This is a genomic window from Microbulbifer elongatus (genome assembly GCF_021165935.1).
Taxonomy (GTDB): Bacteria; Pseudomonadota; Gammaproteobacteria; order Pseudomonadales; family Cellvibrionaceae; genus Microbulbifer; species Microbulbifer elongatus.
In genome coordinates, this window is the sequence record NZ_CP088953.1 from 4053028 (window position 1) to 4065954 (window position 12927).

Sequence of the window (12927 nt, forward strand, 5' to 3'; positions counted from 1 at the left end):
GCTCAAAGAATGCATTGGTTTCCTGGCTATTCAGACTGCTATTCAGGCAGTAGCCCCGGTCAGAGCCGCCGCTTTCGCACGTCTTTTGACCCGCGCATTGCGGCGCTTCTCGCGGCGCTGGTACCAGATATAGACGCCGGTGATGGACAGCAGCAGCGGCGACAGGCCGATCACGCACCACAGGATTTTACTCACCAGGCCGGCAAAGTTGCCAAAGTGCAGGCGGCGGTAGCTGTCCACGATCACCGCGCCCAGGTCAGCGTCGCGGATATCGTAGCTGAGTATATGTTCACCGCTCTGGGCGTTGTAAGTGACGTTGCTGGCGTATTCGCTGATCAGCGGATTGCCGGTGGGGACGTCGCCCCAGAAGGTGAAGTTGGCACCCGGTTCCCAGGGGAAGGAGATGTAGGTGGTTTCAAAGTTCTGGATGCGGTTGCCGGTATCGTCCATCAACCCCTGCAGGGAGAGGTCGTCGTTGTACAGGCGCTCGGCCATCTTGTAGTGCTCGTGGCCGTCCGCATGTTCTGCCACCTCGTGGGCAAAGTGGGTGATGTTCCACCAGGCACCGGTAAAACCGAGAATCAGCAGAATGGGCGCGCCGATAATGCCGGTCATTTTGTGCAGGTCGGAGAAATACACGATCATGCGCGCGTTCCAGCGCAGGGTGAAAAAGTTTTTCCAGAATTTGCGGTACAGAATAAAACCGGTGATACCAAGTAGACACAGCAGAATGGAGAAGACACTGGTGATCAGCATGCCCCAGTCACCCAGCAGCAGGGTGTAGTGCAGGTCCAGCAGCCAGTTGGTCAGGTCGTCGGTCAGACCGGTGGGGCCGCGCAGGGGTTCACCGGTATACTGATCCATCAGGGCAAAGGTCCACTCGTCGGTACCGTACTGCATGGTGTAGACCACGTCCGCGCGGTCCCCGTCCTGAAACAGCGCCCAGCCGGTGACTTCGTAATCCGGGAAATTCTTGTGCATGGACGCCTCCAGGGCATCCAGGCTCAGCCGCTCGCGTCCGGCGGAATCCACCCGCACCAGGTCCGGCGCGAGCATGGTGTCGATCTCGTGCTTGAACACCAGGATGCTGCCGGTGATACAGATAACCAGCAGCGGAACAAAGGCGGCCAAGGCCATCCAGCTGTGCAGTTTGAACAGGGTTTTATTCATAATTCTTGATGTTTGAGCTCGGACAACGCGCCTGTACAAATAGTAAACAGCGGCGGAGGGTAAGCATTCTGGACAGACATGAGGCCGACCGAAATGCGGATTGAAACTTGCACGGGAGTCTAGCCTCCAACCGAAACAAATACAACGCATTCTCATTTAGCTTTTCGCAATCGACGCCAGATGCGAAATATCTAGAGACTGAAAAGCAGAAAGGCCGGACAAACTGCGGGTTTGTCCGGCCTTTCCTTCTGACTCAGGAAGCCATGCCTCGTTATCAGAAGCTGTACTGGAAGGATACCTGACCGTGACGCGGCGCACCGTAGATAGCGCCGTAGGCCAGACCCTCCACATACTTCTCGTCGAACAGGTTGTTGATGTTGAATCGAACAGTCGCGGACTCGCTCACTTCATAAGACGCGAAGGCGTCCGCGCGGAAGAAGGCGTCCTGCTCGGCATAGCTACCGACGATGTCTGATTGCCAGCGACCGTTCACACCCAGGCGCAATTGTGGCAGCGCCTCCAGTCGAGTATTGACACGTACCAGGGCGGTGGTGCGCGGTACCCATTCGTAGATGTCACTGCCATCCGGGCCAGTCAGGTCCAGATGAGTCAGGCCCACCGTCAGGTTGGTATTATCGGTTACCTGCCCCACCGCTTCGATCTCGAAGCCTTCCGACTTTACGTCTTTGGGGGCGTACCAGGAAGTACCATCGATCTCGCCGGCGTATGTCGCCAGGCCCTGCTGCTCTGCACTGAATACCGCAGCGGTGGTCAGCAGGCGGCTGTCGAACCACTCGGCCTTGACCCCGGCTTCCATATTCACGCCCTTCATCGGGTCCAGATAGACACGGTTGATATCGGTCTGGTCCTGATTCTGGAAAATATCGGAGTAGGAAACGTAGCCGAGAATATTGTCGGTGAAATCGTAGGTCAGCCCCATATACGGGCTGGTCTCTTCGGTATCCGGGTAGTAGGTCTGGGATACACCACCGCCGTAGATAGAGCTGCCTTCGCGCGCCAGCTTGATGGAATTCACTCCCACGATCGCATTGAGCGCATCGGTAATGCTCAGGCGTGCCGCAGCGTAGAGGCGGGTCAGTTCCTGCTCACCGGCAGATGCAGGGGACATCTCACCCCATGTGGGCTCTGGATAATCCTTTCCACCATCAGGAATGGGAAGCGGAAGAAACATTTGCTCGTCCGGAGCCGGCGCAGAACTTGAAGCGGTCTCCTTCATGGAGTGGCTGACTCCGGCAATCAGCGTGTGCTCCTGACCAAAAGCATTGAATGCGCCGGTCAGATTCGCGTCCAGCAAATCGTTGGTGCTGTCGGTGGCGCCGCGATATGGCCAGCCAAGGGGACCGGTGCCATCTTCATTGATGTAGCTGCCCCACGCGTAGAGAAGCTTGGATTGAGTTTCGTTCTCGTGCCGGTTGTAGGTGAACTTGGCTTCCCAGCCCTCGGGCAGCTGGTGGGTATATTCGACAAACGCGGTTTTGGATTCGGTATCCCAGTAGGCCCAGTCGGCGGCGGTGGAAGTGGAGGTATCGAAGTCCGCCATGCTGCCGTCTGCGCGGAACAGAATCAACGAGCCCCACATCGGGGAATCCTGCTTGTCATCGCGAATGGTCACACCGGCAGTCAGTACACCGTTGGTGCCGATCTGGCCGTCCACGACACCGTACAGGGACATCTTCTCATCGTGCTGGTCACGGATGTGGGAATCCTTGTCTTCGTAAGCAACAACCACACGGCCGGCCCAGCTGCCATCTTCGGTCAGCACCTGGTTGTAGTCTGCTGCGGCACGTTTGTAGCCGTAGGAGCCACCGCGGAAATCGACGATGCCACCGGTTTCATTGGTCGGGCGCTTGCGCACATAGTTGATGGTGCCGGAGGCGTTGCCCACACCGGTCAGCAGGCCGTTGGCGCCGCGGATCAACTCAATCTTGTCAAACAGGAAGGTATCCAGCTGGCCAACTACAGTACCGAAGTCGTTGGTCATACCGAGGCCGTCGACCTGGGTAAGCTGGATCTCGAAGCCACGGGAGTTGAAGGTGGCACGGTTGGTTTCGTACTGGTCGACATTCACACCGGTGCTCAGCTCCAGCGCCTCATTGGAGCCGGTGACACCGAAGTCTTCCATAGTCTGCTGGTCGACAATACTGATCGATTGCGGGGTGTCCTTGATGGCCAGTGCCAGGCCAGTGGCACCGCGGCTGACACGCTTTTCACGTACACCCACAACGGTCATTTCTTCAATTGCGGTTGTTGTGGTTTCGCTTTCCTGCTCAGCAGCGATGGCGCTATTGGCGCCGGCCAGCGCAACCGCCAGCAAAGACCAGGCAAAAGTACGTTGATTTGATCCCATGATTGAGTCCCCAGGAACTACCCCTTGAATTTGGGACGGGAGTTTAATGAACCAAAACGCTAAATGCAATGCGTTCTCATTTAGATTTTATTGCGAAAAGGCATTTATCTCCCCACGCCCGCATTCGCCGCCGGTGTCACCGAATTGCCACAAATACGGATTACGCTGCCGCTCTTTCACTGTCGGGATCAGGGGAAGACGTGGCCACAGATCGCAAGAGCCTGCGCTGGATTCTGCTGCATGGGGCGGCCGCTATCGCGGTACTGTGCAGCCTGCTGACCGGCCTGCGCATTGCGAGCCTCACCCGGCCGGAGATCGCCCGCTTTGAGGAGCTGCTTCCCCAGGGGCAGGTGGTGGGGCTGCATATTCTCAGCGCGCTGGGGATCACTGTGGTGGCCGCGCTCTACCTGGCATACCGCCTGTTTGCCTCGCGCGACGCTTCCGCGAATACCTCCTCACTGTCTGGCTGGCGCTGGCCGGGATGGCACCGGGCGATTATTCGCGCGGGCTACCCCGCTCTACTGCTATCTCTGATCAGTGGCTGGCTGTTGTTTGGCGGCACCGGCTGGCATCTGCGCGACTGGCACTACCTGGGCGCGCTCGCCATTCTGCTCTACCTGGCGTTACATGCGGGCCTCTATCTGGCCCGCTGGGGGCGGCAGTCGCTGCTGCGGACATGTCTGCCCCGGGGTGGGCGGAGATCCGGCCCCCTCCTGCTCACCGGTGGCGGTTTGCTCGCCCTTACCCTGCTGCTGTTTACCGGCGGCTGGCTTGCCACCCACAACCAGAGCCAGATCCCACTTCCGGTCACACAAATTCCACTGCTGGACCCACAGCAGCCACCCATAGAAATCGACGGCTACGCCAGTGAGCCCCAGTGGCGCGACGCCGTACCGGTTACCCTGCACACCGACGGCGGCGCCAACTTTGACAATGGCGCCACCGAGGTCACCCTGCGGGCACTCACCAACGGCGAAGAGTTTTTCCTCTCCGCACGCTGGCGCGACGCTACCCGCAGCCTGGTGCACTTGCCCCTGATAAAAACCGAACATGGCTGGCAGGTGCAGCAGCAGGGTTTCCACAACTTCGATGAAACCCGCCACTACGAAGACAAGTTTGCGGTAATGCTTTCGGCCAGTTGTGCGTTCGGTGCTGCCGGTACCGCCCACCTGGGGCGCAAGCCATTGTCCAGTCGTCCCGCCAACTGGCACGGCAAGGGCTATCACTACAGCAGCGACGGACAACTGCACGATCTGTGGCACTGGAAGGCGGTGCGTACCAACGACATGTATCTGGCCGACGACAACTTCATCGGCCCCCCAGACCAGGTGCGCCCGGGGGAGCGTCGCTATACCGCCGGCTACCAGCAGGATGGCAAGGAGTCCGGTGCCTACGTAATGAACTGGCAGTGGTACAAACCCACAATCATTATTCCCAAACGCCTGCCCAAAGACCCGGTGCAACTGGCGGCGCTACAGGATGAAGGTAGTGCTTTAGACAACAGCAGTCAGGCAGAGTGGGTAATCCCCTGGTTTGACTACCAGCCCTACTCGGCAGAGCAGGACGCGCACTTTCCCCAAGGGACGCGGATGCCCTCGGTCATGTACAACTCCAACCGCTTCGAAGGGGACCGCGCGGATGTGCGTGCCCGCGGCGAATGGAAGGATGGTTACTGGCACCTGGAAATGGCACGCAAGCGGGTTACCGGTTCCCCACTGGATGTGCCCATTGCAGACGGCACCTGCCTGTGGGTTTCCGCATTTGACCGCTCCCAGGTAGCGCATACCCGGCACACCCGTGCCGTGCGCTTGCAGTTTCCCGGGGGACCCCGCTCGTGAAAAGATGGCAGCGCTCGTTGATCCTGTTTTTTATTCCGTCGAGTGTATTGCTCGGCGCTGCATTGCATCAACCGCAGGCACCAACACCCATTCGACACCATTTCACCAAGATTGATGCCACCGGTACGCCTCTGCCCGCCTGGGCGGGGCCCTGGGCCTGCGTGTGCGACCATCGCACCGGGCTGTTGTGGGAAGTGAAGACCGACAGCGAAAATATTCACGATGGCTTATGGACTTATTCCTGGTATGCCGAGCCCCGGAACAAAGCGGCCAGCCCCCCTGCAGCCGGCGAGTTTGTTACAACCTCTGCAGAAAACGACCCGCAGCCGCTCGGCACACCCAATCAGGGCGACTGCTATTTTGAGGAAGAGCGCTGCGATACCGCCGACCTGATCCGGCGCACCCGCAGTGAACAACTGTGCGGCGAGCAGCACTGGCGACTGCCGACCAGCGCCGAGCTGAAAACACTGGTCTATACCGACGCAAAAGCGGGCCAGCCGACCATCGACACCGCCTTTTTTCCGAAAACCAAACGCGGTGATTACTGGACTTCCGAGCAGGGCCGCGGGTTGCAGAATGTTTACAACTATTTGAACACCGGCGCGGTGGCCATCAGCTTCGTGCATGGGCAAACCATCACAATTCCACACCGCAATGCAGCCTTTGTGCGCCTCGTTTCCGAGAATTCAAAAAGCTGTCACTAATCCTCCGCACACTACCCGCGCTGTAATTTTTCGGTCTTCTGATCTTCATTTATTCCTTTTAAATAAAAATCTGAACAGGAAAACCCATGAAACAGTTTCAGGGAAGTAACCGTATCGCATTGGCCGGCGCCAGCAGCCTGCTGATGACTCTGTGCGCGGCAGACGCCAGCGCCGCGACCAAACACCACCGCCTGGTATGGGATAGCGATGGCCGCACCAGCGCGGTGATTGGTTTTTCTCCCGACGGCACCAGCAACAATCCTTATGTCAGCTACGGCTACACCACCAATGAAAGCAATTGGAGCAGCGCCGGTGTAGACGCCAGCTATACCTTTGATGGCAGCATCAACAGCAACTTCGTACGCCTGGATAACCTCTCCGCGGATTCGGAAATTTTCTTCCGCGTGTGCGATCAGGACGGTTGCGGCGAGCGCTTCTGGTTCAAGACCGCCCCCAACGACAACTCGCCGTTTGTGGTGATTGCCGGCGGTGATACCCGCACCGGCCATACCAACCGTCGCCAGGGCAACCAGCTGCTGGCAAAAATCCGTCCGCTTGCGGTACTGCACGGCGGGGACTTTACCGATGCCAACAGCGCCTCACAGATGCGTGCCTTTCTGGACGACTGGGAACTGACCTACTCCAATGACACCATCGACGGCCTGAGCTACAAGCGCATCTATCCGCTGATTCCGACCCACGGCAACCACGAAGACGACAACTACTCCACCCTGTGCCAGGTGTTCGGCGCCGACTTCAATGCTGATGGTCACTGCAACCCCAGCGATACCTACGGTGCGGTGCAGATCTCTCCCCTGCTGCGGGTGTACACCCTCAACAGTCAGTTCAAAAACAGCGGCTGGTCTTCCTATGCTTCCGCCATGAACAACTGGCTGCAGAGTGACCTCGCCACCTACGGCGGCAGTGCTCAGTGGCGTTTTGCCCAGTACCACAAACCGATGTTTCCCCACTACACCGGCAAATCCGACAATGTGATTCTGCACAGCTGGTGGGCACAGAACTTTTACGACTACGCCATGAACCTGGTGGTGGAGTCCGATACCCACATGACCAAGCTGACGCAGTCCCTGGCCCCCAGTGGCAACGGTTTTACCACCGCCTCCAACGGCGGCACCGTATACGTGGGTGAAGGCAGCTGGGGCGCACCGGCCCGCTCCGCCAACGATCCGAAATCCTGGACCATCGATCTCGCCAGTATTCAGCAATTCAAGGTGATTCAGGTGAGCCCCAGCGAGGTGACGGTTCGTACCGCTCAATTCAACACCTCTGCGAACACCCTGAGCCGCACCGAGCGTGCAGCAGATCCGCTGGCACTGCCGGCCAATGTCAACTGGTGGAGCGCCAATCAGGTGGGCGAGGCCATGACTCTGACCCGTAACGGCAGCAACCGCACGGTGATCAGCAGTAGCTCTTCCGGCGGTTCGTCCAGTGGCAGCTCTGGTGGCAGTGTTGGTAATAACCCCATCGCCATGGCGGTCACCGATGACGTGTTTGTCACTGCGAACCAGACCGGCACCAACTATGACGGCAGCAACGAAGGCCTGCTCGCCGACGGTTACGACTCCACCTACGGCGAGATGATGACCCTGCTGAAATTTGACCTGGACGAAGTCGCCAGCTGCAGTAACTTCAGCAACCTTACGCTCGAGGTGAGCGTCACCAATTACTCCAACAGCAGCTACGGTGTGTTTCTTGCCAACGGCAACTGGCAGGAAGAGAGCGCAACCTGGAGCAATGTCGGCGGCAGCGGCGTGCGGGGCACCCAGCTTGCGACCTTCACGCCCTCGTCCACCGGACTGCACCAGATCAGCCTCTCCGGCGGTGCCATTGAAAGCTGGCTGAGTGGCAACAACACCGGCCTGGTGATTGCCTCCCTCGGTGGCGGTGATGGGGTCGACATGCACTCAAAAGAAACCGGTGTTGCACCGGTACTGTATGTCGACGGCGACTGTGGGGCTTCCAGCAGCTCCTCCAGCTCTGGCAGCTCCTCGGGCTCCGGGAGCTCCTCAGGGTCTGGCAGCACGCAGCAGTTCGTGCAGGCCGCTTCCGACGATGTGTTTGTGGGCTCTGGACGCAGTGGCAGCAACTTTGACGGCAACAGTGACGGCCTGTTGGCAGACGGCAGTGATCGCTACTACGGCGAGCTCTACACGCTGATCAAATTTGACCTGAGTGGGGTGGAAAACTGCAGCAATTTCTCACAGGCCACCCTGGAGCTGAATATCACCGACCGCTCCGGTAATACCTATGGTATCTACCACGCGGCAACCAACTGGCAGGAAGGCAGCGCCACCTGGAACAGCGTCGGCGGCAGTGCGGTGCTCGGCAATCAACTGGCCACCTTTGTCCCCAGCGCGAAAGGCACACGGCAGATTGATCTGCTGTCTTCCGGCATTGTGGAAACCTGGCTCGCCGGCACCAACACCGGCCTGGCGATTGCACCCATCAACGGCAGTAACGGGGTGGATATGACCTCCAAGGAAACTGGCCAGGGACCGCTGTTGCGACTGGAAGCGACCTGTAGCAACTGATTGCGATAAGGCTTTGCGTGTCGCATAAAAAAAGGGGCTCCCATAGTGGGAGCCCCTTTTCGATGGTCCTGCCGGTTAATCCGATGCCTTGAGGCTACGGTCAAAAAAGTCCTTCATCATCTGGTGCCAATGCTTGCGGGTTTCCTTGCCGCGCAGACTGTGCTTTTTGCCCGGATAAGTCATCAGCTCGAACTGCTGGCCATTGTCCTGCAACTGCTTGATCAGTTTGGTGGTGTTGGTGAACAGCACATTGTCGTCGGCCATGCCGTGATAAATCAGCAGCGGGCCTTTCAGCTCCGCAGCATAGGGAAATACCGATGCCGCCTCGTAGGCTTCCGGCACCTGATTCGGGTTGCCCATATAGCGTTCGGTGTAGTGGGTATCGTACAGGCCCCAGTCGGTTACCGGCGCACCGGAAATACCCGCCTTAAAATAATCCCCGGCCTTGAACATGGTCATCAGCGCCATATAGCCCCCGTAGCTGTGGCCATAGACTCCAATACGCTCCGGGTCAACAAACGGCAGTGAGCGCAGGAATTTGACTCCGGTGACCTGATCTTCCACTTCCACGCTGCCCATTTTCTTGAAGATGGGGTCTTCAAATTTTTTGCCGCGGTTCGCCGAACCACGGTTGTCCAGGGTAAACACCACGTAGCCTTGCTGGGCCATGTACTGGTTGAAAGGTCTGTCCCAGCTATTGGTCACCAGCTGTGCGTGGGGGCCCCCGTACAGAAACACCATGGTCGGATAGGACTTTTTCGGATCGAAGCCTGCAGGCTTGTACAGGCGGTAGTGCAACCTGTGCCCTTCCGGCGCCGTAATCTCACCGAACTCCGGTTCGATCCAGTCGCTCATATACGGATACAGCGGGTGGCCTTTCTCTACCTTGTTTTCCTGCAGCCAGGTCACGCGTTGGCCATCAACTCCGTGCAGGCTGACCTGGGCCGGCGTCGTCGGGTTGGAATAGGTATCGATATAGCCGGAGGCATCAGCGGCAAACTCGATACTGTGCATGCCGGCGCGGGAGGAGATTTTTTCAATCTCGCCGCTACCCGCCAGGTCGGTCACATAGAGATGGCGCTCCAGCGGCGTGTCCTTGCGACCGGAGAAATACACCTTGCCGGCTTTCTCATCCAGCGCTTCCAGTTCGTCAATGGTCCATTCACCATGGGTCAGTTGCGCCAGTTGCTTGCCGGAGAAATCGTACAGGTAAAGATGTTTGAAACCGTCCTTTTCCGACGCCCAGATAAAGCGGTCGCTGTCGTTCAGAAAACGCAGGTCGTGAAACAGGTTTACCCAGGTGTCACTGGTCTCCACCAGGGCGTTACGGGTGCGACCGCTGGGGATATCCACAAAGCGCAGCTCAAGCCGGTTCTGGCTGCGATTCTGCCATTGGTAACTGAGCAGGTTATCCCGAGCCCACTTTACCCGCGGAATATAAATATCTTCCTCTTTGCCCAGATCCAGCCACTGGGTTTTCCCACTGGTCAGATCCAGAACACCCAGCCTGATTTTCACATTGGGACGACCCGCTGCGGGGTAGCGCTGCTTGATCATCTCGATGCGGTCCGCATAGATCTCGCTGCGGGTCACTTCATCCACCGGGCTCTCGTCTACCTGCAGATAGGCGATGCGCTTCTCATCCGGCGACCACCAGTAGCCGGTCATCCGATCCATCTCTTCCTGGGCGACAAATTCGGCCATGCCGTTTTTGATCGCGCCATTTTTGGAACCGCCATCGGTGGTCAGCTGGCGCTCTTGGCCAGAATCCAGATCCACTACGTAAATATTCTGATCGCGAATAAAGGAAACGAAGTTGCCCTTCGGCGATACCCGGACGTCGGTCTCAAAGGCTTCGGTCTCGGTCAGCCGTTTCGCCTTGCCTGTCTCCAATGCGTAATAAAACACATCGCCGGCGAGGGGGAACAATAAGGACTGGCCGTCTTTGGACCAGCTGTACTCCATAATGCCGCTGCCAAAAATACGCTGGCGCTCGCGGCGGGCCTTTTCCTCATCGGAGAGCTTTTCCTCTCCACTGTGGAGCTTGTCGGAATCCACCAGCATCCGGGTCTCGCCGTCGCCGAGTCGGTACTCCCACAGGTCGTAGCGGTTGTAATCTTCTTCCCGCCCTTTGAGAAAGGTCACGCGGCTGCCGTCCGGTGAATACTGCAGCGCGCGCGGGCTGGTGCCGCTCAAAGCAGGATCGGAGAATATTCGATCAATTGTCAGCTTTTCAGCAACAGATTGTCCGGCAAAACCAGCAATAAACAGAGACAGGGCAAAGTGCTTCATAACATATCAACCACACGGAAAATCGTGACGAGAAAATGACACAATTTGCACAAGATTAGTAGCTTTCGGCACCGGCGCCCTGCACCTGTATATCAGTCCGATGGATCCTCCCCCGCATCCGTGGCCACGCCTGCGGACGCCGTACGCCCACGGTCACTGGAGGCCTGGGTATCGCCGTGTTTCGCCGCAACCGGTTGAGTGGAAGACCGGTCCTGCGACCCGGCACGACCTTGAGTATCGTCGGCACCGGACAACAGTCGAATGTTGGAGGTTGTGGCTTCCCCGTCTTTGTTCTCGCCAAAATACAGCGTCTGATGAGGGAATGGGATTTCAATATTGCGCGCATCAAATGCCAGCTTGATCCGACGGTTGAATTCCCGCCCCACATACCACTTTTCGTGGGCACGGGTGCGCGTTCTGGCCTTGATGACAACGGCACTGTCATCAAATCGGTCGACCCCCAGCACCTCCAGTGGCTCCAGAATATAGCGGCCAAACTCTTCGCTTTCCCGCAGATCCCGATCAATCTCCAGCAGGCAGGAAACCACTTCATCGGTGTTTTCCCGATAGGCGACGCCGACCTCGAGCATGTAATAGCTATAGTCCTTGGTGAGGTTGTCCACAATGCTGATTTCGCTGAAGGGCACCGTGTGTACGGTACCGTCCAGAGCGCGCATCTCCACTTTACGCAGCGTTATTTTCTCTACCACACCGGTGCGCCCGCCGACAGTCACCACGTCGTCAACCTGTAGCAGATCTTCAATCAGAATGGTAAACCCGGTAAGGAAGTCCTTCACCAGGGTTTGCGCCCCGAAACCAATGGCGATACCCAGCACACCCGCACCGGCCAGTAAAGGCATCACGTCGATCCCGATTTCCGACAGCACAACCAACAGCGACAGCACCGTAAGAAAGAACAGCAGCGCATTGCGTACCAGCGGAATCAAGGTGCGCACCCGGGCCGTGACCGCCCCCTGATTTTTACCGGTAAAATGCTCGATGGCGCCGTTGATCAGTTCCCAGATACTACTGAAGACCAGTATTACCAGCAGAATGGAGAACACCACCTCGGCCGCTTTCACCAGGCTTTCATCGTCCACCACTACCCCAAAAGTCCGGTTAAACACCAGCGACAGGGTGTACAGGGCCAGCAGCCCGGCAATGGCGTATCCCGCCAGTATCTGCAGGCGGAAGTAACTTGAAAAACGGTGGTGGTGTAATCCGAGGGCCCGCCGTACCCGACCAAACCTGCGGTCGAAGCTGCGTGCAAGCCGGCGATTGCCCCACACAAACAGCGCAATCAATGCCAGCGCGCTGCCGGTCACGATCAGCTTGGCGGCGCTGTTGGCACTGATACCCAGGGTGTCCAGCAGTTCACCATACTTATCCACAAGGCGACTGGCGGTCTGCTCGGGTAAAAGTGCGTCGGCAATGGCCAAAGGGTTTTCTCCAGCCCGCTCACTTTCGGTCTTCTGCAGGGCCTTCAGACCCTTCAGGTTCTGAATAAACTGATCGCGTTGGTTCGGGTTCTCCAGCGTCTGGATCAGGCGCTCGATTTCTTCTGTCGACATCTCCGGGCTGGCGCTTGACGCAGCGCCGGTGTCACTGACCGCTGAGTTCAATACAGATGTGCTCTGCACTTCGGCGCCAGCAAGCGCCGGGGCAAGTATCAAGAACAGAAGCAGAGCGCTTCGCACAAACAGAGACACCGGGTCATTTATCCCGGTAACACTCTCCCCCCAAAAACGATTCGTACCTGATGACTCTCCCAAAGGAATAACCTCACTCCACAAAATACAGTACTCACAATGACGAATTTTTCTGGAGAGGTGCAAAGGAAGTGCCAACCGTTGCACGCCAGTCACTGTGATTGCGACTACCCGGTACACTCCCCTTCCAGGCAAAAAAATAGGTTTCCAAATGCGTTGCCATGAGCAATACATTCTTTCCGGGCGGGCATGTTTGAGCGGCGGCCGGACCTGAATCGGTAAAAATTTCACAAA

The 12927-nt window shown here is 57.8% G+C and carries 7 protein-coding genes; 3 read left to right on the plus strand and 4 right to left on the minus strand.

What is annotated here, in order from left to right; all coding sequences use genetic code 11:
• Positions 1–42: 42 nt before the first annotated feature.
• Both LRR79_RS16680 and LRR79_RS16685 read right to left on the minus strand, forming a co-directional pair.
• Positions 43–1170: a PepSY-associated TM helix domain-containing protein gene (locus tag LRR79_RS16680; protein ID WP_231758283.1), complete on the minus strand. Its 1128-nt coding sequence runs from the start codon at positions 1168–1170 to the stop codon at positions 43–45.
• A gap of 274 nt (positions 1171–1444) precedes the next feature.
• Positions 1445–3538 (minus strand): TonB-dependent siderophore receptor, encoded by a 2094-nt coding sequence (locus LRR79_RS16685; protein WP_231758284.1) that lies wholly within the window; start codon positions 3536–3538, stop codon positions 1445–1447.
• 200 nt (positions 3539–3738) lie between these two features.
• Here LRR79_RS16685 and LRR79_RS16690 point away from each other — a divergent pair, with 200 nt between their 5' ends.
• From LRR79_RS16690 to LRR79_RS16700, 3 genes are all read left to right on the plus strand, one after another.
• Complete coding sequence (locus LRR79_RS16690) at positions 3739–5376, plus strand: ethylbenzene dehydrogenase-related protein (protein WP_231758285.1); 1638 nt, start codon at positions 3739–3741, stop codon at positions 5374–5376.
• The gene (locus tag LRR79_RS16695) at positions 5373–6080 is read left to right on the plus strand and encodes an Lcl C-terminal domain-containing protein (protein ID WP_231758286.1); all 708 of its coding nucleotides are present in this window, start codon (positions 5373–5375) and stop codon (positions 6078–6080) included. The genes LRR79_RS16690 and LRR79_RS16695 overlap by 4 nt, the downstream gene beginning before the upstream one ends.
• Positions 6081–6166: 86 nt before the next feature.
• Positions 6167–8632, plus strand: a complete 2466-nt coding sequence (locus tag LRR79_RS16700) for a DNRLRE domain-containing protein (RefSeq protein ID WP_231758287.1) — start codon at positions 6167–6169, stop codon at positions 8630–8632.
• 75 nt (positions 8633–8707) lie between these two features.
• Here LRR79_RS16700 and LRR79_RS16705 read toward each other — a convergent pair whose 3' ends face one another.
• Positions 8708–10924, minus strand: coding sequence for a S9 family peptidase (locus LRR79_RS16705; RefSeq protein ID WP_231758288.1), 2217 nt, complete (start codon positions 10922–10924; stop codon positions 8708–8710).
• A gap of 92 nt (positions 10925–11016) precedes the next feature.
• Positions 11017–12564: a mechanosensitive ion channel family protein gene (locus LRR79_RS16710; protein ID WP_231758289.1), complete on the minus strand. Its 1548-nt coding sequence runs from the start codon at positions 12562–12564 to the stop codon at positions 11017–11019.
• Positions 12565–12927 lie beyond the last annotated feature (363 nt).

What these genes read in the sequence shown, in the direction of transcription:
- LRR79_RS16680 (WP_231758283.1), bottom strand. Translation starts at nt 1,170, where the DNA reads ATGAATAAAACCCTGTTCAAACTGCACAGCTGGATGGCCTTGGCCGCC.
- LRR79_RS16685 (WP_231758284.1), bottom strand. Translation starts at nt 3,538, where the DNA reads ATGGGATCAAATCAACGTACTTTTGCCTGGTCTTTGCTGGCGGTTGCG.
- LRR79_RS16700 (WP_231758287.1), top strand. Translation starts at nt 6,167, where the DNA reads ATGAAACAGTTTCAGGGAAGTAACCGTATCGCATTGGCCGGCGCCAGC.
- LRR79_RS16705 (WP_231758288.1), bottom strand. Translation starts at nt 10,924, where the DNA reads ATGAAGCACTTTGCCCTGTCTCTGTTTATTGCTGGTTTTGCCGGACAA.